The sequence below is a fragment of the Marinomonas sp. MED121 genome (genome assembly GCF_000153025.1).
Lineage (GTDB): Bacteria > Pseudomonadota > Gammaproteobacteria > Pseudomonadales > Marinomonadaceae > Marinomonas.
This window is the reverse complement of the sequence record NZ_CH672431.1, coordinates 236512-261786: the sequence shown is the minus strand read 5'-3', so window position 1 is coordinate 261786 and position 25275 is coordinate 236512. Positions and strand designations below refer to the sequence as shown.

24 protein-coding genes are annotated in these 25275 nt (G+C 32.1%); 20 read left to right on the top strand and 4 right to left on the bottom strand.

All coding sequences use genetic code 11. The features are described 5' to 3' along the window. The first annotated feature begins 6 nt into the window (after nt 1–6). The 20 genes from MED121_RS12735 (at nt 7) to MED121_RS12640 (ending at nt 21228) form a co-directional block, all read left to right on the top strand. Nucleotides 7–954 (top strand): Gfo/Idh/MocA family oxidoreductase, encoded by a 948-nt coding sequence (locus MED121_RS12735; protein WP_009834116.1) that lies wholly within the window; start codon nt 7–9, stop codon nt 952–954. Then, nucleotides 954–1538 carry an acyltransferase gene (locus MED121_RS12730; protein WP_009834115.1) on the top strand — a complete coding sequence of 195 codons (585 nt, stop codon included), beginning with the start codon at nt 954–956 and terminating at the stop codon, nt 1536–1538. Before MED121_RS12735 ends, MED121_RS12730 begins: the two co-directional genes overlap by 1 nt. A gap of 15 nt (nt 1539–1553) precedes the next feature. Next, nucleotides 1554–2666, top strand: coding sequence for a DegT/DnrJ/EryC1/StrS family aminotransferase (locus MED121_RS12725; protein ID WP_009834114.1), 1113 nt, complete (start codon nt 1554–1556; stop codon nt 2664–2666). A gap of 128 nt (nt 2667–2794) precedes the next feature. Beyond that, on the top strand, nt 2795–4219 hold the full coding sequence (locus MED121_RS12720) for a glycosyl transferase family 1 (protein WP_207382816.1): 1425 nt from the start codon (nt 2795–2797) through the stop codon (nt 4217–4219). Continuing rightward, nucleotides 4206–5321, top strand: a complete 1116-nt coding sequence (locus tag MED121_RS12715) for a glycosyltransferase (RefSeq protein ID WP_009834112.1) — start codon at nt 4206–4208, stop codon at nt 5319–5321. The genes MED121_RS12720 and MED121_RS12715 overlap by 14 nt, the downstream gene beginning before the upstream one ends. Next, a complete protein-coding gene (locus tag MED121_RS12710) occupies nt 5305–6453 on the top strand; it encodes a glycosyltransferase (RefSeq protein ID WP_009834111.1) in 1149 nt (382 codons plus the stop codon). Before MED121_RS12715 ends, MED121_RS12710 begins: the two co-directional genes overlap by 17 nt. Continuing rightward, on the top strand, nt 6454–7284 hold the full coding sequence (locus tag MED121_RS23745) for a UDP-3-O-(3-hydroxymyristoyl)glucosamine N-acyltransferase (RefSeq protein WP_009834110.1): 831 nt from the start codon (nt 6454–6456) through the stop codon (nt 7282–7284). 2 nt (nt 7285–7286) lie between these two features. Then, the gene (locus MED121_RS12700; RefSeq protein ID WP_009834109.1) at nt 7287–7931 is read left to right on the top strand and encodes a PIG-L family deacetylase; all 645 of its coding nucleotides are present in this window, start codon (nt 7287–7289) and stop codon (nt 7929–7931) included. Beyond that, complete coding sequence (locus MED121_RS12695) at nt 7924–9000, top strand: UDP-N-acetylglucosamine 2-epimerase (RefSeq protein ID WP_009834108.1); 1077 nt, start codon at nt 7924–7926, stop codon at nt 8998–9000. Before MED121_RS12700 ends, MED121_RS12695 begins: the two co-directional genes overlap by 8 nt. Nucleotides 9001–9010: 10 nt before the next feature. Continuing rightward, on the top strand, nt 9011–9688 hold the full coding sequence (locus MED121_RS12690) for a hypothetical protein (RefSeq protein ID WP_009834107.1): 678 nt from the start codon (nt 9011–9013) through the stop codon (nt 9686–9688). Continuing rightward, nucleotides 9681–10865 (top strand): hypothetical protein, encoded by a 1185-nt coding sequence (locus MED121_RS12685; protein WP_009834106.1) that lies wholly within the window; start codon nt 9681–9683, stop codon nt 10863–10865. Before MED121_RS12690 ends, MED121_RS12685 begins: the two co-directional genes overlap by 8 nt. Beyond that, nucleotides 10856–11983, top strand: a complete 1128-nt coding sequence (locus MED121_RS12680) for a glycosyltransferase family 4 protein (RefSeq protein WP_009834105.1) — start codon at nt 10856–10858, stop codon at nt 11981–11983. Before MED121_RS12685 ends, MED121_RS12680 begins: the two co-directional genes overlap by 10 nt. Beyond that, nucleotides 11980–13086: a glycosyltransferase gene (locus MED121_RS12675; protein ID WP_009834104.1), complete on the top strand. Its 1107-nt coding sequence runs from the start codon at nt 11980–11982 to the stop codon at nt 13084–13086. Before MED121_RS12680 ends, MED121_RS12675 begins: the two co-directional genes overlap by 4 nt. Further along, nucleotides 13070–14305 (top strand): glycosyltransferase family 4 protein, encoded by a 1236-nt coding sequence (locus tag MED121_RS12670; RefSeq protein ID WP_009834103.1) that lies wholly within the window; start codon nt 13070–13072, stop codon nt 14303–14305. The genes MED121_RS12675 and MED121_RS12670 overlap by 17 nt, the downstream gene beginning before the upstream one ends. A 20-nt stretch (nt 14306–14325) precedes the next feature. Continuing rightward, nucleotides 14326–14922, top strand: a complete 597-nt coding sequence (locus tag MED121_RS12665) for a sugar transferase (protein ID WP_009834102.1) — start codon at nt 14326–14328, stop codon at nt 14920–14922. Beyond that, nucleotides 14915–15538 (top strand): acetyltransferase, encoded by a 624-nt coding sequence (locus MED121_RS12660; protein ID WP_009834101.1) that lies wholly within the window; start codon nt 14915–14917, stop codon nt 15536–15538. Before MED121_RS12665 ends, MED121_RS12660 begins: the two co-directional genes overlap by 8 nt. A 6-nt stretch (nt 15539–15544) precedes the next feature. Further along, nucleotides 15545–16720: a DegT/DnrJ/EryC1/StrS aminotransferase family protein gene (locus MED121_RS12655; RefSeq protein WP_009834100.1), complete on the top strand. Its 1176-nt coding sequence runs from the start codon at nt 15545–15547 to the stop codon at nt 16718–16720. Nucleotides 16721–16754: 34 nt separating this feature from the next. Next, nucleotides 16755–18695 carry a nucleoside-diphosphate sugar epimerase/dehydratase gene (locus MED121_RS12650; protein WP_009834099.1) on the top strand — a complete coding sequence of 647 codons (1941 nt, stop codon included), beginning with the start codon at nt 16755–16757 and terminating at the stop codon, nt 18693–18695. A gap of 62 nt (nt 18696–18757) precedes the next feature. Next, nucleotides 18758–20074, top strand: a complete 1317-nt coding sequence (locus MED121_RS12645) for an O-antigen ligase family protein (RefSeq protein ID WP_009834098.1) — start codon at nt 18758–18760, stop codon at nt 20072–20074. Then, nucleotides 20065–21228, top strand: coding sequence for a glycosyltransferase (locus MED121_RS12640; protein WP_009834097.1), 1164 nt, complete (start codon nt 20065–20067; stop codon nt 21226–21228). The genes MED121_RS12645 and MED121_RS12640 overlap by 10 nt, the downstream gene beginning before the upstream one ends. 70 nt (nt 21229–21298) lie before the next feature. Here the strand turns inward: MED121_RS12640 and MED121_RS12635 are convergent, their stop codons facing one another. The 4 genes from MED121_RS12635 to MED121_RS12620 form a co-directional block, all read right to left on the bottom strand. After that, nucleotides 21299–22006 (bottom strand): FKBP-type peptidyl-prolyl cis-trans isomerase, encoded by a 708-nt coding sequence (locus MED121_RS12635; protein WP_009834096.1) that lies wholly within the window; start codon nt 22004–22006, stop codon nt 21299–21301. 220 nt (nt 22007–22226) lie between these two features. Next, nucleotides 22227–22484 carry a YfcL family protein gene (locus MED121_RS12630; protein ID WP_009834095.1) on the bottom strand — a complete coding sequence of 86 codons (258 nt, stop codon included), beginning with the start codon at nt 22482–22484 and terminating at the stop codon, nt 22227–22229. A gap of 24 nt (nt 22485–22508) precedes the next feature. After that, nucleotides 22509–24041 carry an MBOAT family O-acyltransferase gene (locus MED121_RS12625; RefSeq protein WP_165474623.1) on the bottom strand — a complete coding sequence of 511 codons (1533 nt, stop codon included), beginning with the start codon at nt 24039–24041 and terminating at the stop codon, nt 22509–22511. Between the two features lie 121 nt (nt 24042–24162). Next, a complete protein-coding gene (locus MED121_RS12620) occupies nt 24163–25242 on the bottom strand; it encodes a hypothetical protein (protein WP_009834093.1) in 1080 nt (359 codons plus the stop codon). Between the last annotated feature and the right edge of the window lie 33 nt (nt 25243–25275).

Here is a 25275-nt window from a genome sequence, read left to right as displayed (position 1 = left end):
TAGTTTATGAAAAAATTTGCGTTAATAGGTGCTTCTGGATACATTGCTCCTCGTCACATGAAAGCTATAAAAGAAACAAATAACCAATTAAGTGTTTGTTATGATATTAATGATTCGGTTGGGATAATTGATAGTATTTCACCGCAAAGTGAATTTTTTACAGAGTTTGAACGATTTTATGATTTTTCACATTCTTTAAAGCGAGCCAGTCATAGTAAATTAGACTATGTTTCAATTTGTTCACCTAACTATTTACACCACTCTCATATAACATCTGCTTTAAGACTAGGTTGTGATGTTATCTGTGAAAAACCACTTGTGCCGACTCTAAAAGAACTTGATGATCTCGCTCTTGTTGAAAAAGAAACAGGGAAAAAAGTTTTTAATATTTTACAGTTGCGCCATCACCAAGCAATTTTAGACTTAAAGGCAAAGGTTGAAGCGAGTAATACCAATGAAAAACATGAAGTAGAGCTTACTTATATTACATCTCGTGGTAAGTGGTATATGGAGAGCTGGAAAGGCGACCCGAGAAAGTCGTTTGGTGTTGCTACCAATATAGGTGTTCATTTCTTTGATATGTTGCATTTCATTTTTGGAAAGCTTGAACGTAATGATTTGCATTTTATGAATAATGATAAAGCATCTGGATATTTGGAGTATGAAAAAGCAAAAGTAAGATGGTTTTTATCTATTGATGCTGCAGACCTTCCTGAAAGTGTAGTTGGAAAACAACCTACCTATAGATCTATTACTTGTGATGATGAAGAGTTAGAGTTCTCTGGCGGTTTTACTGACCTCCATACTGTGAGTTATCAAGAAATACTGGCAGGTAGAGGTTATGGTATTGAGGATGCTAGGCACTGTGTTGAGACAGTGAATGCTATACGAGAAGGTAAAGTGAATATTGAGAGTCTTGGTGAAGTGCATCCATTTATGCAAGGTAAAGTGTAATGGCAAAGTTCATTCAGCATGAAAGCGCTATTATTGATGAGGGTGCGAAAATTGGTGACGATTCAAAGGTTTGGCACTTTTCTCATGTATGTTCTGGTGCTGTAATTGGCGAGGGTTGTTCGTTAGGACAAAATGTTTTCGTAAGTAACAAGGTAACAATAGGTAATAACGTTAAAGTTCAGAATAATGTTTCTGTCTACGATAATGTGTATATAGAAGATGATGTTTTCTGTGGCCCTAGTATGGTTTTCACTAATGTATACAATCCAAGATCTTTTATTGAACGTAAAAATGAATATCGTGACACAATCATTAAACAAGGTGCGACATTAGGAGCTAATTGTACCGTAGTTTGTGGAATTGAAGTTGGAAAATATTCACTTATTGGAGCGGGTGCTGTTGTTAATAAAGATATTCCAGCATTTGCTTTAATGGTTGGTGTTCCCGCAAAGCAAATAGCTTGGATCAGTAAATATGGGGAACAGCTAGACTTACCATTAGTTGGATATGCAGAGACTGTGTGTGAGCATACCGGTGACAAATATGTATTAAAAAATAGTACGCTTTCTTTACTCTCAAATTAATTTATAAGGAATAAAATGCAATTTATCGACTTGGCAGCTCAATATAAGCACTTGCAGAATAAGATTGATAAAAGAATAAAGACTGTGCTTGAACATGGTAAGTATATAATGGGGCCAGAAGTCAAGGAACTAGAAGAAAAGTTATCTGAGTATGTTGGGGTAAAGCATACAATAACATGCGCAAATGGTACTGACGCTTTAACGCTTGCCTTAATGACTCTTAATATCACCAAAGGGGATGCTGTTTTCTGTCCGACATTTACTTTTTTTGCAACGGCTGAGGCTGTCGCCTTTGCGGGTGCTACACCAGTATTTGTCGATTCGAATGAAGATACCTTCAATATTTGTCCGAGTGATTTAGAAAAGAGAATTGAACAAGTTATTTCTGAAGGGAAACTAATGCCCAAAGCAATTATTGCTGTAGATCTTTTTGGTTTGCCTGCTGACTATGCTGCCATACAAAAAATAGCAGATAAATATGATTTAAAAGTGATTGAAGATGCTGCTCAAGGTTTTGGTGGAGCAATTATAGATGAAAACGGTAAAGAGCAAAGGGCTGGCTCTTTTGGAGATATTGCAACAACTAGTTTCTTTCCTGCAAAGCCATTAGGTTGTTATGGGGATGGAGGCGCTGTTTTTACTAATAATGAGGAATATGCTGCACTTTTAAAGTCTTATCGTGTTCATGGTAAAGGAGAAGATAAATACGATAATATTCGAATAGGTATGAATAGTCGATTAGATACAATTCAAGCTGCCATCTTACTAGAAAAACTATATGAATTTCCAATTGAATTAGAAAGTCGTAATAAAATTGCAAATAGCTATGATAAAAATCTGTCTTCATTTTATAAAACGCCAAAAACCCCTTCTGGATATTTAAGTTCATGGGCTCAATATACAATAATATCTGAAAATCGTGACTTAGATATTAAAGCGTTTAAAGAAAAAGGGGTACCTGTGATGGTCTATTATGCTACTTGTATGCATCAGCAGACAGCTTTTAAAAGTCTTTATTGCAAAAACGGAGACTTTCCTGTGGCGGAAAAACTTGCAAAATCAGTGTTTAGCTTACCAATGCACCCTTATCTTAATAGTCATTTATCTTTAATTTTTAATATAAAATAGTTAGCTCTCCATGTATTCATATCTCACTGTCCGTTACTTTGCACAGGGTGTGGCTTCGTTATATTTTATTGTCGATAATTTTTATGAATATGATTTTCTATGTTATTTAAAAAAATAAAAGGTATTAAATGTTAGTTAAGATTAAGAGAAATATATTGAAAATCATAAGGTTGTTGATGCTGACAAAATACTTTCAACGATCTACAGTGTTATTATTTTCAAAGAGTTTATATAAGGCGCAAGTTTTTACCATTATATATAATGAAATAACTGAAAGAAATGATAAGTTGCATGATATAAATACATACTCAGGATATGGCTCTAATTACAGATTAGCCTTAAATGGGTTTGATAAAAGCAGAACAGGGAGAAGTATTAAAAAAATTGCTAATAAAACATTTAAAAAAAGAAAAAAACAATTGGATACTGGCTTCTGTGAAGGTGTGTTGTTCGCAACAAGGAGCTGGCATTTTTTAGAACCACTTCTGCAATACTATGAAACTAATAATCTAAAATATTATCGTTATGATGTTAATGCATACGATACAAAGTATTTTCAACAGAATAAGGTAAATAATAAGGCCAAGTATCATCGTGAATATTCATTTTCTTCAATGAAAAAAATGTTTAGGGTTGGTTTTGACCCTGGTTTAGAGTCGAATATTTATTTAGATTCACCATCTATAAAAGAAATAGAAAAAGCCGATGTTATTTTTGTTGACTGGTTAAACCATAATGCTTTCTGGGCGCTAGATACTTTGCCCACGAATAAAAAAATAATTATTAGAGTGCATTCATATGAGGTATTTAGTTTTTTTCCTTGTGTAATTAATTTTGGTAGAGTAGATGGTCTTATATTTATCTCTCATGGTATAAAAGAAGTTTTTTTAGAGTTATGGGGTTGGATGTTACCAAAAGGTATTTTGATAGACGTTATTGATAATATAAGACTTCCAAGGAAAGAGTTGACAATAGATCAAAGTGGCAACTTAAATCGCTCAAAAACTATTGGGATGATGCAGTATGCACAATCTGTAAAAGGATTTCGATTCGCACTTAACGTTTTTAAAAAAATATATCAAATAGATAATTCTTATCGATTTTTGCTTTGTGGTCATAAATTATCTGAAATAAGTAGCTCTGAAAATGAGTTGTTAACAAAAGAGATTAATGATTTTCCTTCTGGTGTTATTATAGAGTTAGGTTATATTAATGATGTGAGAGAGTACTTTGAAAAGGTAGGTTTTATTCTTTCAACAAGTGAAAGGGAGGGGTCTCATGAATCTATTATTCAGGGTATGTCTTATGGTTGTATTCCTATTATTAGAAATTGGCCTCTTCTCTCTCCTTTTAATGCCGCTCAAAAAGCGTTTCCAATGTGTAATATAATTGAGTCTGAAGATGAAGCGGTAAAAAAAATTTTTACTGATAATAGCGCGTTTTGTGAATTATCAGAAAGGTATAAAACAGCATCTGATGTATATTTTAATAGTATAATTCCTGAAAAATATTTAGCGTTTATTAATAAGGTAAAAAAAAATGAAAAAAATTAAAAAAAAAATATACTTTTTATTAAGCTCAGAAGCATATCTAGAACCAATTTCAGGCGATAGAATAAATGAAATGAATATTGTTCGGGCATTGATTAGTGAATATGATGTTTATTACAATGGCGTTTTAGCTTCGATGAATGACGTAGCCTTTGGCGATAAAGAAAAAAAAATTAATACACCAAAAAAAGGTGAATACGATTTAGTTTATGTAAGAAACAATAGAAATGTTTTTTTAAATAGCCCTTCGCCAAAGTTATGGTTTGCAAGTCCTTATGACAAAGAGTGCTTTGAACAAGCTGATGGGATTGTCTGTATGACAAAGCCATGGAAAAAAGCTTTAAGCGAATATTCTTCTGAAAAATATAAGTATTTTTGTGAAACTTACCCTATTGATATGAAAGCACCAAAGCACTGTGTTCTTTTCCCTCAAGTGATTGATAACAGCTCTTTTAACGTAGAGAAAGTGAAGAGTAATGAAATAAAGCAAGGATTTAAAAATAAATTAAAACAGAATGTAAAGAGAATTTTTGGTATAAGTAATAAAACAATAATAAGACATTTTGGACCTATTAGGCAGTCGAATTACCCCTATCAAATTATCGAGTGTTTAAATAATAAAAATATTGCCAGTAAACTTACAGCAGAGACTGTCGGTGCCGGGAAAAAATTAAAAATTCCTAAATCGATTAAAAATACGCCTCGACTGCCACAAGCAAAGGTTGCTGGATTATTAAATAGTGCGGATGCAATATGGTATAATCAAGATGCATCAGGTCATATAGCAGGGTCTTTGAAAGTTCTTGAGGCTATGGCAGCAGGGGTTCCTATACTACTACCTAGATACGATGCTCGAGAAGAAGAGTTAGGAAAAGATTATCCTCTTTTTTGGGATCTTAAGCCTGGCTCAACGATAACAGATCCTGAGCAGCCAGATTTCACTAAGAAACTACGTTTAGTGATGACTTTAACAGAAAAAGAACGTGAAAAAATTTCTATTAATATGAAAAAAAGAGCACTAGCTCATTCATATGAAAATGTAGCAAACGAAATCAAAGTGGAGCTGGAATTTTTTTGGGGGGTATATAATGAAACTAAAACCTAAAGTGTCTGTTATCACTTTTGCATATGTTAATAATGTAAATGGTCGTTATGAACTACTAGTTGAGTGTATAGAATCAATCATAGCACAAAAGTATGAAAATTATGAGCATATTATAATTGACGATGGAAGTGATGTCGATTTATCCCATTTAAAAAATGAATATCCTAATATTAAGTACTACAAAAAACTTGGAACAGGTATTTTATCTTCTACATATACTTTTAATATGGGGCATGAGTTGGCTTCTGGGAAGTATTGCATTTACCTACCATCAGATGACCTACATGAAATAGGAGCTATAAAAGGACTAGTTAGTGCGTTAGAAAATGAGTCTGAAGAAGTGGTAATGGCAATAGGTAATGCTGTATATGAATATGATGATGGCAGAGTTAGTAAATGGCAGCCAGACAAAAATAAAATTGAAGAATCACTAGGTGAGGGAAATCACATAAATGGCTGTGCTGTTATGTGGAAAAAAAATTCTCAACTGCTGGATAGGCTACCACCTAACTTTACCGGTTTTTGTTGTGATTATGACTTATGGGTAACTATTGCAAAAATGGGTAAAGTTATTTATCCAGATATTGATGTTGTCAGGTATAGGCATGTTGAAGATTCCACACGAAATAAAACAAGAAGCAAGTTTATTGTAAGTCCTAGAAAAGAAGATAAAGTCTTTTATCAATATTCAAAAGCTAGCCGAATTGAATTTGTTAAAATGAGGCATGAGTTTAGTGTTGATCAATTACAAAATAGAAGATTAGATCCCATAGATAAAGATGATATATCTATTTTAAATTTAGATATGCCTGTTAGTAATACCGTTTACAAAGCAGTTCAAAAAAGGCAGTGGAAATTAGCTGATGACCTGATGACAAAATCATCAGAAGAGTATAGGGAAATCAAAAAAGAAGCTCAATGTTTAGATTTGAAGTACACTGCTAGAAAATTAAATATACTTTATATTATATTGATGCGTTCAGTGAAAGTGAAAGACAAATTCTATATTTATGATGATCTGAACTTAAATAGTTGGATTATAGATATGTTACCTATACCCTATATTGCAGGAGTGCTAAAAAATAATCATGAGTTGAATGAAGAATGTTTTTCATATTTAGGAGCGTTTTAAATGAGAAAAAATACAGTTGTAAACTCATTTACCATAAAATGGTTAAATTCTATTGGAATAGTATGTGGAAGAATTATTTTAGCCCCTTATGATTTAGTCTCTATTTCAGATTTTCAGGATTTTTCAATAAGTTTTCTATCTAAAAGTGATGATTGGATTTTCGATAAAGATGATTTAAATGCTATTGTATTAGTTAAAAAACTTCCTAATAATTATCAAAATTTTAAAAATATTGTTTTTATTAGAACTGATGCCCCTCGCGATGTTTTTTCTTTCTGGATGCAAAATAACATATCAACCATAGCTAGTGCATGGTATGAGAGAAAAACTTTAAACTATATTCACCCAACGGCAAAAATTCATCCTACAGCAAATATTTTAGATAATGTTTATATTGATTCAAATGTTGAAATTGGACCGCAATCGACAATTGGGTATAGTGGGTTTGGTTACGGCAGATTGGATAGTACACCTTACAGGTTGACTCATTTAGGGGGGGTTGTTATTAAAGAACATACAAAAATAAATGCCCACGTGACTGTCGCATCTGGGACTTTTCTCCCAACAGTCATTGGAGAAAATGTGATCATAGATGATCATGTGCATATTGCTCATAACTGTCAAATCGGAGATGAGTCTACAATTACTGCTGGAGCAACTCTTTCAGGTTCAGTTAATATGGCTGGAAAAAACTGGTTAGGTCCAAATTCATCTATAATTAATGGGGCAAGTTTAGGTGAGGGCGTATTTATTGGAATAGGTTCATCTGTGACAAAATCATTTGACTCTGGCACTGTTGCTGGTAATCCCGCAAAAAAGTTAAGAATATAAGTATGCTATTAAATAAAATTGAACGAGCATTATTTGTTTCTGCCCACCCTGACGATACAGAGTTTGGAGCAGGTGGCTTGTTGCAGGTATTGCTTGAAAAAGGAGTTGATGTCACCTTGGCTGTAATGAGTAATCCAGTCGAGTCCTTAGAAGAGGGTGCGGATAAAAATTTGCTACTAGACGAGCAAACTTTATCCGCGAAGTGCTTAGGCGTAAGAAACGATATAATATTATTTGATTTTCCAGTTAGAAAGTTTTCATATTACAGGCAAGAGATACTCGAGGAGCTAATTAAATTAAAGAAAAAAATCAAACCAGACCTAATAGTTACTAGCTCTACTTCTGATTACCATCAAGATCATAATACTATTGCATTGGAGGCATGCAGAGCTTTCAAGCAACAAACTTTATTAGGTTATACCCACCCTTGGAATTCAAGGTGCTTAATTGGAAATGTATTTTTTGAACTGTCACAGAGTAACCTAGATAAAAAAATAGATGCGATATCATCTTTTGTAAGTCAATCACAAAGAGCCTATAGCGCGCCAAGAATTATTGAAAGTTTAGCTATGGAAGCGGGTATTGCATCAGGTTTTAAATATGCCGAAAGGTTTGAATTGATATCAATGAGTGTAAAAAATGATTAAAAGAATACTTCACATTGTTGGAACAAGACCACAATATATAAAACTTTTTCCATTATGGAATGAAATAAAAAAAGAATCAGGTGTTGAGCAATATATATATGATACTGGCCAGCATTATGATGAAGAAATGTCACGAAAAGTAATAGAAGAGTTTGGCTTTCAAAATATTGCTTTTGGAAACATTGCAGGTATGGGGCCTGAAAGGCAGATACCATTAATGATAACTAATATTTGGAATGAAATATTAAGTTATAAACCAGATTATGTTTTTTTGTATGGTGATACTAATTCAACTATGGCTGGAGCAATCGCTTGTGCTAAAAATAGTATACCTTACGGACATTTAGAAGCAGGTGTTAGAACTGAAGCTCATATTGGAATCCAAGAAGGTGTTAATAGAAAGGTTGCCGATCATTTAGCCACTCATCATTTTTGTGTTAATTCTATAGATTATAAAAACTTAAATAATGAAGGAGTTGATAGAAACAAAAACTTTCTTGTTGGCGATCTTATGTATGATGCGTTTTCCTTGATTAAAGCAAAATTTTCTATTGAAGAAAGTAAACGTCAAGAAAAGTTTCTAGTAACAATCCATAGAGCAGAAAATGTAGATAATGAATTAAGAAGAAAAAAGCTGATTAACTTTCTTATTGAATTATCAGAAGATGTTGATGTTGTGTTACCACTTCATCCCCGATTGAAACTTAAAGCAACAGAAAAAGAACTGGTTGATTTAGAAAAAAGTAATGTAACTGTTGTTTCTCCTCTGACGTATTCCAATGTTATTAAAGAATTAATAAATTGTAATGGTGTTATAACAGATTCAGGTGGACTGCCGAAGGATGCCGCTTATGCTGGCGTAAAGTCTGTAGTATTGAGGGATGATCCAATATGGGAAGAGCTTCATAAACTAGATTATATTAGCACAGTTAATGATATCGACTCTATAACAGAAAATGAATTGAAAAAATATTGTTTGAATAAGCTAGGAGATATTATGCCTATATATGAATGTGATATAGCCTCAGCAAAAATAATTAGTATTGTCAAAAAGTATTTAAACACTTAGTGTGGTATTTATGATCTATATATATGAAGAAAATATAGGTGAACTTAAAGTTGTAAAAAATATTATAGTGGATGATGTTTTATTAGAAAGCCAGTGTGGCTTTTTAATAAAAGAGATTGTCAGTGATTATGGCTTTAAGCTAGCATCAAAAATTAATGCTGATGTCGACACTATATTTTGGAGTGCAAGTGCAAATAGTTTTAATGAAATGAAAAATAAAGTTCAAGTAAAAGGGGACTCATTAAATATATTGTTTGATATTTATGGAGAAAATTTTACTTTTCCATTTGATAAGATAATTCAAGAGCAAGAAATTCCATTAAGTATTTCTGAATACAGAGAAAAAATAGTAATTAATAAAGGTAAACGTCGACTAGCTCATCGAAAAAGAGATCTAATGCTATTGAAAGTTTTGGAGTTTCCATACCTCCCTAATAGGCTTGAAAACAAAATAAATAATAGAAAACTAATTTCTTTAGATAAACTAAATGAGGTTTTGTCTGTAGAGAAACAGTTTTTATACTTTGATGAGTTACTTGTAAGTGGAGACAACTTATCTATTAACAGCTTTAGAAAATGCTCTCTAGTTGGAATTAAAGTCAACTCTATAGATTTTTGCAAGAAAAAGATAAGTAAAGAAATAGAAAAAGAAAGATCTGCTTTTCAGGAAAAAATTCTATATGAATAAACTTTTTGGTAAAGGAGATTATGCTGCATTTATATCTTTGCTTTCGCTTTCTATTAAATTAATTAAATCTGCTGAATCAAAAAGTAAGTCTATATTCATTACTTTAGTTTCTATATATATACTATCAATTTTCTTACAAGGCTTTGCTATAGGTCTTTTCTATTTTGGCGTTAAAAACTATATCGATAATTCAAATGTGAATTATATAGCAAGATTGATTAGCTTTATCCCAATGGAATTAAATGCGGTTGAACAGTTAGTTATTTCTTCTCTGCCTGCTTTTGTTCTATTATTGCTCAGTTCTAAAGTTTTATCTTATAGTCGAGTTGGTTTATCTAGATTGGTTCTTAGGTTAAGAGATAGTTCACTTATAAAACTTGATAAAATCACTAAAACAATAGATGAAGCTCCTAGTTTTTATAGAGAGCTGGACGGCACTTTTGGCGCGATGAGGGCCCTATATTTGAATGCGTTTGTATTTGCACAAGCGTTTATTGCAATATGTGTCTTAAGTTATTTTGAGCCAATATTGTCTCTTATTAATATCGCTTTTCTGTTCGTGTTTTTTTACTTTTTGACATTAGTTAAAAGAAACAATAGAAATAATGATAAGGAACCTCTTGATATAGATGTCGAAGATGAAGGTGTCGGAATCTCTTCGAAATCTTTTGAAAGGCTTGAAAAAATGAGAATATTTGGTCGAAATTCATCTAATATAATTCTGTTTTTATCAGTTATATTGGGGATTTTCTTATCATTAGACTTTATAACATCACTTGATAGCCTTACATTAATTTTTTTCTTGCTGAGATATATATCTAATATATATACTCCAATTTCTGTTATATCAGCAAGTTGTGTTCCTTATAAGGAAAATATAGTCACTTTCCTTAATATAGAAAATTTCACATACTACGAAAATAAAAACTATGATTGTGAAGTTCCTAAAAAAAGAGCCTTGGTCTTTGTTTCTAAATCATATAAAGAAAAGCATATGTTTCTAGACATAGAGCTTAGAGGTAAAGCATTAGAGAAACTATCGTCAACATTGAATTGTAAAAGGTCTAAATATGTACCGCTTAACATTACAGATGATTACCCTATTAAAAAGAGTAAAATAAAACAATTTTATAAAAATAAGTTTAGATCTACTGATAAAATAATTTTTTGTATTTAAAAAAGGGTTTTATTATTAAAAATATTATTTTTCATTATCCTATGCCTCTTGATTTTAGTGGTTCTTCAGGAAGTGCTATTAGGCCAATTAAAATGTATGAAGCCTTTGTTGAAATGGGGTTTAATGTTGACTTGGTCGTGGGGTATAGCTATGAACGTCGGAAATTAGTTACTGAGGTTGTTAATAAAATAGAGAAAGGAAAAAAGTATGAGTTTTGTTATTCAGAATCTTGCTCAATCCCTACTTTACTAACTGATAAAGATCATTTTCCCAGAGCCCCTTTTTTAGATGCTGTTTTTTTTTCAAAACTAAAAAAAAATAACATCAAATTAGCTGTTTTTTATCGTGATATTTATTGGAAGTTTGATGATAAAAAGTACTCTATTTCAAAACGAATTTTAAAAAAGCTCTTAGAAACTTTTTACTATTTTGACCTTTTTTTGTATAAATATTTAGTTGATATTGTTTATCTGCCAACAATTGAAATGTCAGTTAGCGTTCCATTAGTTAATAATGATAAGTTTAGAGCTCTTCCTCCGGGATTAGATAGTAATAATCACATCGATTTTATCGGTAGTGATACATTGAACTTATTATATGTCGGAGGAGTAGGTGAGTTTTATGGTATAGATAAGTTAATTGATGGTATGGCAAGACTTGAAAAGTTAAAACTTAATGTGAATTTGACAATTTGTACAAGAAAAGATGAGTGGGATAAAGCTCTTGATTCTTTTATCAGAATACCAAAAAACATAAATGTTATACATACATCTGGAGACGGCTTAATAAAAGCTTTTAATGAAACTGATGTTGCTATGTTGTTCATGGAACCAATTTTTTATCGGACTTTTGCTGCTCCAATTAAACTATTTGAATATATGTCATTTCATAAACCAATTATTGCAAGCAATAGTACATGGGCTGGAAATTTTATTAAGAAAAATGAACTAGGCTACTGTATCGATTACTCATCAATTTCCCTAGTAGAATGCATAAAAGAGATAATTGATAATAAATCTACATTAGAGGTGCTTACGAAAAAAATAGAACAAGAAAAGGCACTTCATTCTTGGGAAGCTCGCTGTGAAACCGCTATTAGAGATATAAAATCATTATGAAAGTTGCAATATTGGGGAATGCGAATAGCGTGCATATTAAAAAATGGGCGGAAGGCTTAGTTAATGAAAAAATTGAAATCCATTTAATCTCATTACATAAAGTGAAATTAGAATATTCCCAAGAAATTAATTTTCATCAATTAAAGTTCGGAGTTCCTTTTGGTTATCTTGTTTCATATAAAGAATTAAAAAGTATATTAAAAACTATTTCTCCTGATATATTAAATGTTCATTACGCTTCGGGTTATGGGACGCTTTCAAATCTTGTTGGTTTTACTCCAACTATTCTTTCAATATGGGGAAGCGATGTTTTTGATTTTCCTGAAAAAACATTTCTACATAAAAAAATATTAAAGAATAACTTGAAATCAGCATCAGCAATTGCATCAACAAGTCACTGTATGCTTAAAGTTTCGGATCAGATTTACAAGCACCCTAATAGCTATGTTACTCCTTTTGGTGTAGATATTAATCATTTCAAACCCAAACCCAAACCCAAACCAAAAGTCGGTAATAGAAATAAGTTTACAATAGGGACTGTTAAATATTTATCTGAAAAATACGGCATTGATATATTAATAAATGCATTTTCAATTCTATACCATAAATATGGATCTACTTTTGATCTTGAGTTAATTATAGTTGGTGAAGGCCCACAAAAAGATGAGCTTATAATTTTAGTGGAAAAGCTTAAGTTGAGTAAATATGTTAAGTTTTTGGGAGCATTGCCACATGCAAAAATCCCTGAAATAATTAATACCATGGATGTTTTTTCAGCTCTTAGTCGATATGATAGCGAGAGTTTTGGTGTTGCTGTTGTTGAAGCTTGTGCTTGTGGTAAACCTGTAGTAGTTTCAGATGTATCTGGTTTTTGTGAGGTCGTAATAAATAACTCAACAGGACTAATCGTTCCAAGAGAGGATGCCTCATCTGCAGCTAAAGCAATTGAAAGATTGCTAATTAGTGAATCTTTACGTATCGAAATAGGAGAATTAGCTAGAAAATATGTTGTTAAAACTTATTCTTGGGATATCTCTATCCGTACTATGATCAACTCGTATGATAGAGTTCTAAAAAGTAATCAATATGAACAAAAAAAATAAAACTGTCTGGTATATTTCAAAATACGCTAATATTCAAAAGTATGGTGCTGATACAAGGCACTCTTCATTTTGTAAAGAGTTTACAAAAAATAATATTAATGTCAGATTAATAACTTCTAACTCATCTCATTTATATGAAAAATTGCCCCGGGGATTTAATTTTTTTTTAAATGAGAGCTACAATGGATTTCATGTCACGTGGCTAAACGTAATAAAATACAAAAATAGTAAATCCTTTATTAGGTTTTTTTCATGGCTACATTTCGAATTTGTTGTTTTATTATTTGCAGTACTAAATCGCCGTGAAAAACCTCAAGTTATAATTGTTTCATCTCTTTCTCTATTTTCTGTAATATCTGGAGTTATACTTAAAAAAGTTTTTGATGCTAAGCTAGTTTTTGAAGTAAGAGATATTTGGCCACAATCGCTAATAGAAATTCAAAATTTAAGTTCTTATCACCCAGTAGTGATTTTATTAAGAAGTATTGAGAAATTAGGGTATCACTATTCAGATGAAATTGTTGGGACAATGTCTGATTTAAATAAACATGTTGCTATTGTCTTAGGTAGAAATAAAAATGTCAATTATATTCCACATGGTGTTGATTTAGATTTTTATTATAATGATCAGAAAATAGTCGATCTTCAATATTTAAAACTATATATTCCTGAGAATAAGTTTATAGTTATGTATGCAGGCTCTTTTAATTCCGCCTACAAACTTGAAAACTTAATTAATTGTGCTGACTCTATAGGTGAGGATTTTGCTTTTCTTTTTATTGGGGATGGGCCAGAGAAAGAAAGTTTAAAAGAAAATTATAAAGACTATAGTAATGTGCATTTTTTACCTAAAGTTCCAAAAAACGAACTTCAGTCTATTTTAAAGTGCTCTGATGTTTTAGTTCACTCATTCCAGAGGAAAAATGTATTCAAATATGGAGTATCGCCAAACAAGTTTATTGACTATATGTTTTCAGAAAAACCAATTGTTTGTTTAGGGGATGTGGTTTGTCCAATACTCTCGCTATCGGGTGCTGGAGAAATTATTAACTATGGTGACTATAATACCTTTAAGAATAGATTGCTTTCTTTAAGGTCGATGACTGAAGCTCAAAGAAGGAATATTGGTATTCTTGGAAAGGAGTATATAATTAAAAACCTAAATTACAAGATTTTGTCTGAAAAATATATTAGACTTTTTGGATTTATAGAAGATTAATAAACTCATAAGGTTATTATATGAAGCGTCTTTTCGATCTTACTTTTTCTCTGTTATTAATTTTTATCTTATCGCCTATTATCTTAGCTATTTGTGTTTTTGTCGCAAAATACCTTGGTGATCCTATTATCTTCTATCAAGATAGGCCAGGTAGAAATGGCAAAGTATTCAAACTTTTAAAATTCCGTACTATGACTAATGCGAAAGATTCAAACGAAAATTTATTACCTGATAAAGCCCGTATTACTAAATTCGGGGCATTTCTTAGATCAAGTAGTCTTGATGAGATTCCTAGCCTTTTTAATGTCATAAAAGGTGATATGAGTTTGGTTGGCCCAAGGCCTTTACTTGTTGAGTACCTGCCTTTATATAACAAGTCTCAAATGCGTCGACATGAAGTTAGGCCTGGAATTACTGGTTGGGCACAAATTAATGGACGTAATTCAATTTCTTGGGAAAAAAAATTCAAATTAGATGTGTGGTATGTTGATAATGCAAGTTTTTTATTAGATATGAAAATAATATTATTGACCCTTAAAAAGGTATTATTGAAAGAAGGAATTAGTGCTGATGGAAGTGTGAGTTCTTCTCATTTTCAAGGGAATAAAGATGAATAAACTGGCTATATTTGGTGCGAATGGTCACGGTAAAGTTGTAGCAGAACTAGCAGAGTTGATAGGTTTTGATGTGTTTTTCTATGATGACTGCTTCCCTCTTCGAAAAACTGTTGAGCATTGGCCTATTTATGGCAATCTGACTGATCTGCTTGATCTCAAAACAAATTGTTTTTCTTCTATCGTTGCTATTGGTAATAACTCTGTTAGAGAAAAGGTAATAAAAAAGCTTGAATACAGGGGGTTTAACATACCTGTTCTAATTCATCCTTCTGTAGTAATTAGTAAGCATGTATGCATTGGTGCTGGTTCAGTGCTTTTACCTGGAGTCGTAGTGAACGCTTTTGCCTCTATAGGCAAAGGGTGTATTTTAAATACTTCTGTTGTTGTAGAGCATGATTGTGATGTTGGAGATTACACACACTTGGCTCCAAATGCTTGTATTGCTGGAGGGGTGAAGATTGGCAGTAACTCTTTCTTAGGTATAGGGTCAAAGGTTATTCAAATGAGAATTATTGGTAGCCATAGTATAATTGGTGCAGGTAGTACAGTTATTAGCGATTTACCCGATAACGTTACTGCTATAGGGACTCCTGCTGCAATTCTTTTAAAGGGCTGATTAAACATGTATAACTCTTTCTCATCTTGGCCTAATTTTACTGCTAAAGAGGCCGAAGCTGTAAGCAAGGTATTACTTTCTAACAAGGTTAATTATTGGACTGGTGAAGAAGGTCGTAAATTTGAAAGTGAATTTTCACAATGGCTAGGTTGTAAATATTCTATTGCATTAGCGAATGGAACTGTAGCTATAGAGTTAGCGTTAAAAGCGCTTAATATAGGGGCTGGAGATGAAGTAATAACAACTCCTAGGTCGTTCTTTGCTACAGCTTCAAGTATTGTGGCCGTTGGGGCAACTCCAATTTTTGCTGATGTAGATTTAAATACACAAAATATTACAGCCGAAAGTATTAAAAAAGTTCTGACAAGAAAGACAAGAGCCGTAATTGTAGTTCATCTAGCTGGTCTACCTGCTGATATGGCTCCTATTATGAGTCTGAAAAGTCAATATGGATTTAAGATTATTGAAGATTGTGCTCAAGCTCATGGTGCTAAATATAGAGGAGTATCTGTTGGTACAATTGGTGATATTGGCGCATGGAGTTTTTGTCAAGACAAAATTATCACAACAGGTGGTGAAGGGGGAATGGTAACTACAAATGACCATGATTTATGGCTAAAAATGTGGGCTTATAAAGATCATGGTAAGTGTTTTGACGCCGTTTATAATAAGGAACATATGCCTGGCTTTCGCTGGTTGCATAAGTCGTTTGGTACTAATTTTAGAATGACTGAGATGCAAGCAGCAATTGGTCGAATTCAATTAACTCTTGTTGATAACTGGGTGCGTAAACGTCAAAAAAATGCAACCTTAATAACAGAAGCAATTAAAAAAATTCCTTGTGTAAGGTTATTGAAAGGTAATAAAGAAATTGTAAATGCATACTATAAATATTATTTTTTTATTAATAGAGAAAAACTGAAAAATAATTGGAGTAGAAATAAAATTATTTCTGAAATAATTTCAAGAGGGGTGCCTGCTTACCATGGTACTTGTGGAGAAATATACTTAGAAGAGGCTTTTGATAAAACTTCATTTTCCCCGAAAACACCATGTATCAATTCTATTGAGTTAAGTGAAACGAGTGTATTATTACTAGTTCACCCATCTTTAACAATAAAAGAAATAAATACTACAATTAGTGTAATTACTGAAGTTCTCTGTGAAGCTAGCGTGACTTAAAATAAACTATGTTCTTAAATTCTAATTAACTTATATGAAAATACTCGATAAAATTAGTAGGTTGCCAAGATACTATAAAATATTTATTAGTTTGACTGCTGATGGATCTTTTATAATCTTCGCATTTTTTTTAGCTTATTGGGCTAGGCTTGGTAGTATCTCAGCATTTTCAAATGCTACAGTGTGGTATGTTATATTTGGTACAATTGTACTAACTTTATTGGCAAATTATAAGTTAGGTGTTTACCGTGCTGTTCTTAGGTATTTAACTTTTCATGCTTTCGCTGTGATTTTATATGGAGTTATAATTTCCTCTTTAAGTAGTGTCTTCTTAGCATATTATTTTAATGCATATCTACCAAGAACTGTTCCAATTATTTATGTTCCTTTTCTTGTAATGCTTTGTGGTGGAGGAAGATTTGTCGCTAGGTTTTTATTAGTTCGAAAAAATAAACAAGACAATCAAGAGGTTTTAATTTATGGAGCAGGAGCAACTGGAAGGCAGCTTGCACTGGCTTTAAAGCAAGCTTCAAACTATAAAGTTCGAGGTTTTGTTGATGAAGAGCCTTCATTAGAAAATACAATCATTCAAGGCATTCATGTTTACGGAGTTCATAAAGTTTCATTTCTGGTTAATAAATTTAGTGTCAATAAAGTTCTTTTAGCTATACCACAGGCACCTAGGTCGGTAAGAAAAACTGTAATTAATAATTTATTAAAATACCCTGTAGAGGTATTAACTGTTCCTGCTTTCAGTGACATTATAACAGGCAAGGCAAAAGTTAATGAATTACAAGATGTGGCTATAAGTGATCTTTTAGGGCGAGATGCAATTGCGCCGAAAGCCGATTTAATGAAAGTAAATATAACATCTAAAGTAGTCATGGTGACAGGCGCCGGTGGCTCTATTGGATCTGAACTTTGCAGACAAATTGTACTACTTAAGCCAAAAATATTAATTTTATTTGACGTTTCAGAACACTCACTTTATTCGATAGATAAAGAACTATCGCAGAAAATTGAAAATCATAATTGTAAAATTCAGATTGTACCGTTATTAGGCTCTGTTCAAAATGTAAGTAATTTGACAACAATCATGAATACTTTTGCAGTTCATACTGTATACCATGCAGCGGCATATAAACATGTACCATTAGTCGAATACAATATAGTTGAGGGTGTAAGAAATAATGTATTCGGTACTTATTGTTGCGCTAAAGCTTCAATTAATGCAGGTGTAGAGTCATTTGTCTTGATTTCTACTGATAAAGCTGTTCGTCCAACTAATATTATGGGGGCTTCAAAAAGGTTAGCTGAAATGATATTACAAGCATTATCAAATGAGGAGTCTAATAAAAAAAGTAGAACAGTTTTTTGTATTGTTAGGTTTGGTAATGTATTAGGCTCATCAGGCTCTGTTATCCCTTTATTTAAAAGGCAAATCGCTAACAATCAACCTATAACAATCACGCATCCGGAGATTATCCGTTATTTTATGACTGTTTCTGAAGCTGCTCAGCTTGTAATTCAAGCAGGTGCTTTAGCTGAAAATGGTGAAGTATTTGTATTAGATATGGGAGAGCCTGTAAAAATTGTAGATCTGGCTAAAAATTTGATCAGGTTATCAGGGCTTGAAGTTAAAAGTGATTCGAATCCTAATGGTGACATTGAGCTTAACTATACTGGATTAAGGCCTGGAGAAAAACTCTTTGAAGAGCTCTTAATTGGTAATAATGTTCAAAACACCATACACCCGAGAATAATGACTGCAAATGAAGACTTTCTTACTCTTTTAGAGCTTAATGAAATTATTGACGAGCTTGATGTTGCATGTGAAAACTTTGACTATGAGAAAGTTCGTTTGACTCTTATCAATGCGCCAATATTATTTAAACCTTCAGATAGTATTGTTGATTTCTTATGGAAGTTTGATAATGATAAAAAATCATTAAACATTCCTAGCCTTATTAGATAGATTATAACATTTTTAGGTCGACTTTCTTGCTTTTATAAAATTTGAACTTAAGGTAAAAATAAATGCAATTGAATTTGCTTAAAATATACGAATCTGTTTTTTTTGAAAAAGTAATGTTTTTTTTGATTGTTATTTATTCTTTTTTTTATATATCTAGCCCAGATTTAATTAAAGATTTTTATAATGTCTTTTTGCTTTTTTCTTTGCCGGTTGTTTTTTTGAAATTTAACTTTTTCAAAGTAGATAGAATGTTTTGGTTCTTATCTTCTGTTGTTTTAATACAAACTCTTAGTTGGGGAAGTTCAATTTACTATTTTTCTGGAATTGAAAATGATATACCTAAAATTGATCGTCTTGCAAAATTGTTTGGTTTTGTTTTTATTGCATATTGGTTGAAAGGATCGAATGCTAGAGTTATTTTAGTTTTTTCTTCATGCGTCTTAGGTTTTCTTTATAGTATTTTTTTGTCTGAAGACTTTATATCTCAGCTTAGTTTATCTATGCAGTCTTATCGTGTAGATTTTGGAATAAAAAATGCTCAATTCACCTCAATGTTTTCCGGTGTTTTCTTACTAATTGCTTTATTCTTTCTTTTACTTCCTTATGAAAAGGCTTGGTATAAAAAAATAGTAATTACATTAATAATTTTAACGTTAATATCTATTCTTGTTTGGATACTGATAATTTCTCAATCGAGACAGGTATGGTTGTCGATATTTATTGTGCTAATTTTATACCCCTTAATATATCGATTAATTCATAAAGGGGGAGTAAAAATATATTTAAGCTATTTTTTTATCTTAATTTTTTTGGGAGGTGTAAGTCAGACTACTACTATCAAAAAAAGATTAATAGAGCAAACTTTTGAAAATGAGAGCTCTCTTTTAGTGAGTATAATTAATGGAGATCTTAACGAAATAAAATCTGAGGGGAATGGTATTAGAATTAACTCATGGATTGAGTCTATAGCTTGGGTAAAGTCACACCCATTAATTGGTAGTGGGCCAAATGCTATTAAAGAAGTAATAAAACAGTCTGATAAGTTTACCGAACAGCAGAAAGTAAAGTTTAGGCATCTTCATAGCTTTCATATAGAGATTTTAGTTGCATACGGTATTTTAGGTTCACTAGTTATTTATGGCATGTATTATTGGCTCATTCGATCCCTTGTTTTGGCTCATCGAGAGAACCCTGAGTTAAAAATGTTTACAGTTTTAGCTGTTTGTTTTTTGATCTTCTGGATCATAATTAACTTCTTCGAATCCTTTAGCTCTCGGAGTTATGGCGTTTATGTCCATAATATAATGTTCGGTTGTTTATATACCTTCTACTTTGCTCAACAGCGTAAAAAGATTGAGGAAGCTGAAGCATGCGCATAGCTGTGGTGGTCCATACTCTTAAAATGGGTGGAATGGAACGAGTTGCAACTTCTTTAGCTGATGCAATTGTCCAATCAGGTTATGGCTGTGATCTTATTTACTTAAAAGATCGTAAGGTTGACTTAAGGCCGAATAGTGAGGTGCCGATACATTTATTTGATTTGAAACGGGCGGCGTTTAAGAAAATTTACGGACCTTTATGTTTTCTTGGCTCGAAATTTTTAAATGCTATCTTTAGAAAATCTAATCTGCTCTGGTTTAATCGTCTTGAGGCTAAAGAGTTTGAAGTTAAGTTAAAAGCGCTTGAAGTTAAAAATGGTGCAGCGTTTGATCTGGTTATTTTTAGAGGGCAGGGTACTTTTGAACATGTTTGGGCTTTAGATGATCCTCGATTTGTTTTTGTATGTGAGAATGTACAAAGAAAGTTTATGTACAAAGGGTTATCTAGAAAAGTTTTTCACTCTCTATTCGATCAACGTAATGTGGCCTGTGTGTCAAATGGCGCGCTCGAGAGTTTTCTGGATATGGCTAAAACGCATAGTTTGGCATATAAAAAAGCTATTATGTTAAGTAACCCCTGCGACTTTAACTTTATTCGAGAGTCATCTAAATCAAAAGAATCAGTCCATTCTAACCACTTTATTCTCGGTTTAGGTCGTTTGGTCCATCAGAAGAACTTCTCCCTTTTGATTGAGGCCTTTGCAATTGCCCGTTCTAATTATCAAGTTGAGCATGACCTTTTGATTGTCGGTTCTGGTCCTGATGAAACTATTATTCGAAAGAAAGTAGATGAACTTGATTTGAATAGCTATGTTCATTTCAAAGGTAGCACTAGTGAACCTTTTCATTACTATGAACAGTCTGATTTATATGTTTTAAGTTCAAAACATGAAGGTTTAGGTATGGTTTTATTGGAAGCCTTAGCAACTGGAACTAAAGTTGTTGCGACGGATTCTCCAGGTGGTGTTAGGCAGATTATGAATGGCGAGTTAGAGCCTTTTCTTTCTGATATGACACCCGAGTCTTTAGCTCATAAAATTGCATTTGCCTTATCGTTTACTGAAAATGATACTTATAAGCTAGATCTAGAGAGAGTTCTCGCTCAATTTGATAGTACTAAGGTTGTAGAAAGGTATATCGAAGAGTTTATTTGATTTTTACATTTTTGAAATATATAAAAAAACCCACCATAAGGTGGGTTTTTTGTTTAAGCGAACAGTTAACTTATTCGGCTTCAGCCACAGCCGCTGTTTCTATGTCCAGTAATTCAACCACAAATTTAAGTGCTGAATGTGGTGGGATAGGGCCGGTACCAGCTGGTCCATAAGCTAGGTCAGATGGAATGTATAGTTCGTATTTAGAACCAACAGTCATTAATTGTAGGCCTTCAGTCCAGCCTGGAATAACTTGGTTTAGTGGGAAGCTGATTGGCTCGCCACGCTCATAAGAGCTATCAAAAACAGTACCGTTAGCGAGTGAACCTTCATAGTTCACTTTTACTGTATCAGTTGCCACAGGTTTCGTGCCTGTACCTTCTGTGATTGCTTTATATAAAAGGCCAGACTCTGTTTTCATAATTCCGTCTTGTGCTTCGATTCCTGCTAACCATTCAACAGAACCTGCTTTTGCCTGTTCGGCTTCTTGTTCTTGAGCAATACGAGCTTCTTCCATTTTTTCTTGCTGGAATGCTTGGAAAATATCTTTAAGTTCTTCTTCAGAAAGTACCGGCTCTTGGCCTTTATAGGCTGAGCTAAAACCTTCCATGAAGGAATCAATATCAAGGTCTTCAACGCCTTGGCTTAGTTGAGCACCCACCATGGTGCCAAAGGTGTAACCTAGCTTTTGAGACTCAGTTTCGGGTGTGAAAGTGGTATCTGCAGCAAATGCTAGAGAAGTTGAAAGCGTAAGTGCTGCAATCATCGTTTTTTTCATAAGAAGCGTTCCGTTCTATAAATTATTATCGAGATGTTAGTGTCGATCCAATGCTAGGATCAACTAAAATATCTAAAGTTCCAAAATGCTAGCCTAGAATCCTAATCTTTACAAAGAACTGAAGAATGCAACTAACACACATAGAGCCTCTATTAGAGCTGAGGTTCAAAGTGAATAATTCAAGGTGTAAAGAAAAATAAAGTTTAAGGATTTAACCTTTCTAAACAATTACTTTGTGCCATAAGTTTAAAATCTGAGCTTGATCTTCATCACTCATGTTCTCATTAGCAAAAGCATCTTTTAAAGCAGCTTCAAAGTTTTCATCAAATTCAGTTTGGCCTTGAGCATCGATACCGCCATGAACACCTAATAAACCTAATAAGTAGGCACAAAAAAAGAGAGTGTCACTATCTTCTGTATGATGTTCTATTTCTCTTAGTTGATCACAAATTTGATCGGCACGTTCTGAAAAAAACATATAAAACCTATAATATTTTAAATATTAAATTAAATTTATTATCCATAACGGAATTGATGCTAGCATTGAGTAATATGCCAATATTGACATATTAAAGTCTGTGAAAATTATAAAGCTTTGACCTGCTGCAACAAAAAACCATACGTACATAATCATAAATATTGATTTAATAAAGCAAAACAGTTTATTCATTTTTATTAATGGTGCTTTTTTGAAAAAATCACTAGTTGCCAACCTGTTTTCAAGTCTCATTAATATTGTATGATGTATTGCCCAGCTAAGCCAACCTAATGATAATTTATGCCATAATCCTATTGTTACCATAGTACAAAATGTAGCTAAAAAAATTGATCTTGTTGAAAGCATCACATTCATAAATACTACTTTCCTTGCCCAACTCGAAAGAGTCATATGCCAGTGCTGCCAATACTGAGTAATTGATGTTCTTAAAAGCGGCCATTTAAAGTTCTCAGGTACTTTATAGCCCATGCATCTAGAGCTCCCAATAGCCATGTCACAGTAAGCTGTAAAGTCTAAATAGATATATAGAAAATTTTGAATTAACATAAAAAATGCAACAGAGTTTAATTCAAAATTGGATGAGTTTTGTGCGAATAAATCTATCTGAGTTGTTATAGAAGGTAATAAGTAAGTATCAGCGAGGACTTTTTTTGAAATTCCTAACAATACTCGAGAAAAACCAGCACTAAAATCTATTACGCTATAGTCACTGTTTTTGGCGTTTAAATATTGTTTATATGTTTTTATAGGCCCTGCTGCTAATGTAGAAGGGAATAACATATACGCAAAATAATCTTGTAATGAAAAGCTTTTGAGATTTCCTTTATATGAATCAATGCTTACATCTATAGATTTGATTATAAAATATGAAAAGCCAAGTGGAATCGCTAAAAATATACCACCAGGGTTTAGGAAAATACTGTTTGTGGATGGTATTAATATTTTAACGGTTATAAGTACTATGGTTATTAATAATGAAGTGGTAATGAAAAAATATTTCTTTTTGTTTTTTTTAGTAATTAATGTTTTATTTATAAAGAAATAGCTTAAAAATAAAAATAAAAATATTAAAAAGAAAGATGTTTTAGATAATGAAAATAATATAAATGACGAAACTGCTATAAATAATAAATTTGATTTTCTCTGGCTTAATTTTCTCGTAAATAAACCTAAAATTGAAATTGAAATAAAGAAATAATAAATTATATTTCCAGAGATGTCACTTGCTCTTTTAGCTTTATAAACTTTTAGTTTGATATCTTTTATGATTGCTCTTTCATCATCTGAATATATTATTAATTCTGTTATTGAATTAGGTGAGACTTTTGTTTTGACCTGAATTTCTTTAAAAGTGTTATCGTCAACTCCAACTCCAGGTTTTTGAAATGTATTTCCTTGTTTAATATAGACTTCACCATTAATGGATGCATGTAAAAATGCGCTCATAGCATACCCATTTGGCAATACTTTTATGCTAATAGAGCTTTCTCTATTTAATGATATAACTTCACTCTCTGTTATATTATTAGATGTCATTATCCCATCGTTAAAATTATTATAGTTTATTGAGTAACTTGGAGTAGTAAGAATTCCTAGTGAGTCAATTACGGTTACAGTTATAATTATAAGAAGTAGATAAATATAGATTTTTGACATTTTAATCATTATTAATACATCTTGAAAGATTGCTTTTAATTAAGTTATTTAATGGGGCTGATAACTTTCTTCTGCCACTTTTAAGTAAGTGCTGTTGATCATAAAAATCCTCTTTTTTCAACCCAAGTTCTTTGCTTCTCCAGTCAATGATTTTTGCTCCGTTCTCTTTGTGGCTTTTTAAGTGCGCACTAAATAAAGGCTCAAAATATCTAGATACTTTTTGTAGAGAAAGGTCTTCAGGTAAAGCTAAAAATATTACTTGACTTCCATTCGATTTAGCATTCTTTATAAATTTGTTCCAATGATTTGCTCCAAATTCTGAATGGTTTTGAAAATCTGAATATCTACTTAGTAAAAAATGTGAGGCGATTTTTTCTTTTTCAGAAGTACTTCTTGCTTCACCAGTATATTTATTATGAAAGGCTTGGAAATATTTTTTGTTATCCTTTACCCTTTTATAAGATCTGATCTTATTTGTTTTTTTTAGAGAATTTATTTTTGCAATGTAATATATTGGCTCTATTGCTGGGAGGTTTTGTGATATTGGAAATTCTTCAATAAATAAATTAAAAGGTATGCTCTTCATTTGTTTTGTATTTAATGTATCACTTGAAATTTCACTTTTTGGTAAAATATATCTAAAGTAATTTGTACCGATAACGACTAAGTCTATTTTGTTTTTTTCTCTGAATTGTGAGTAAATTGTTCTAGAGGCAATATAGCTTTGACTACTTGAACCTGCATTAATAAAGTTTACTTTTCTACCACATAAATTAGTTATTTCTTCACTATAATATTTATTTTGACCGGTTAGTTCCCTAGATGTAGATCCACCTAACAGCAGTACATTGAGTCCTTTGTGATTGAAGTTATTTGTGTTTTTAGATATTTCAAAAGGGCTTCTTTTTTTCGAAATAAACTGCTTTTCAATTTTTTTCTCAATATCATATATATAATACATTGAGAAAGATGCTAAAATTATACTGGTTATTATTAAGAATACATATGCATCTACTTTAGACTTAATCAAGCCCCAACGTAAATCGGTTAAAAAATCAGAATCCAATATATCGAAACGCATTTTCCCCACCTAAAATTATACCAACACTATAGT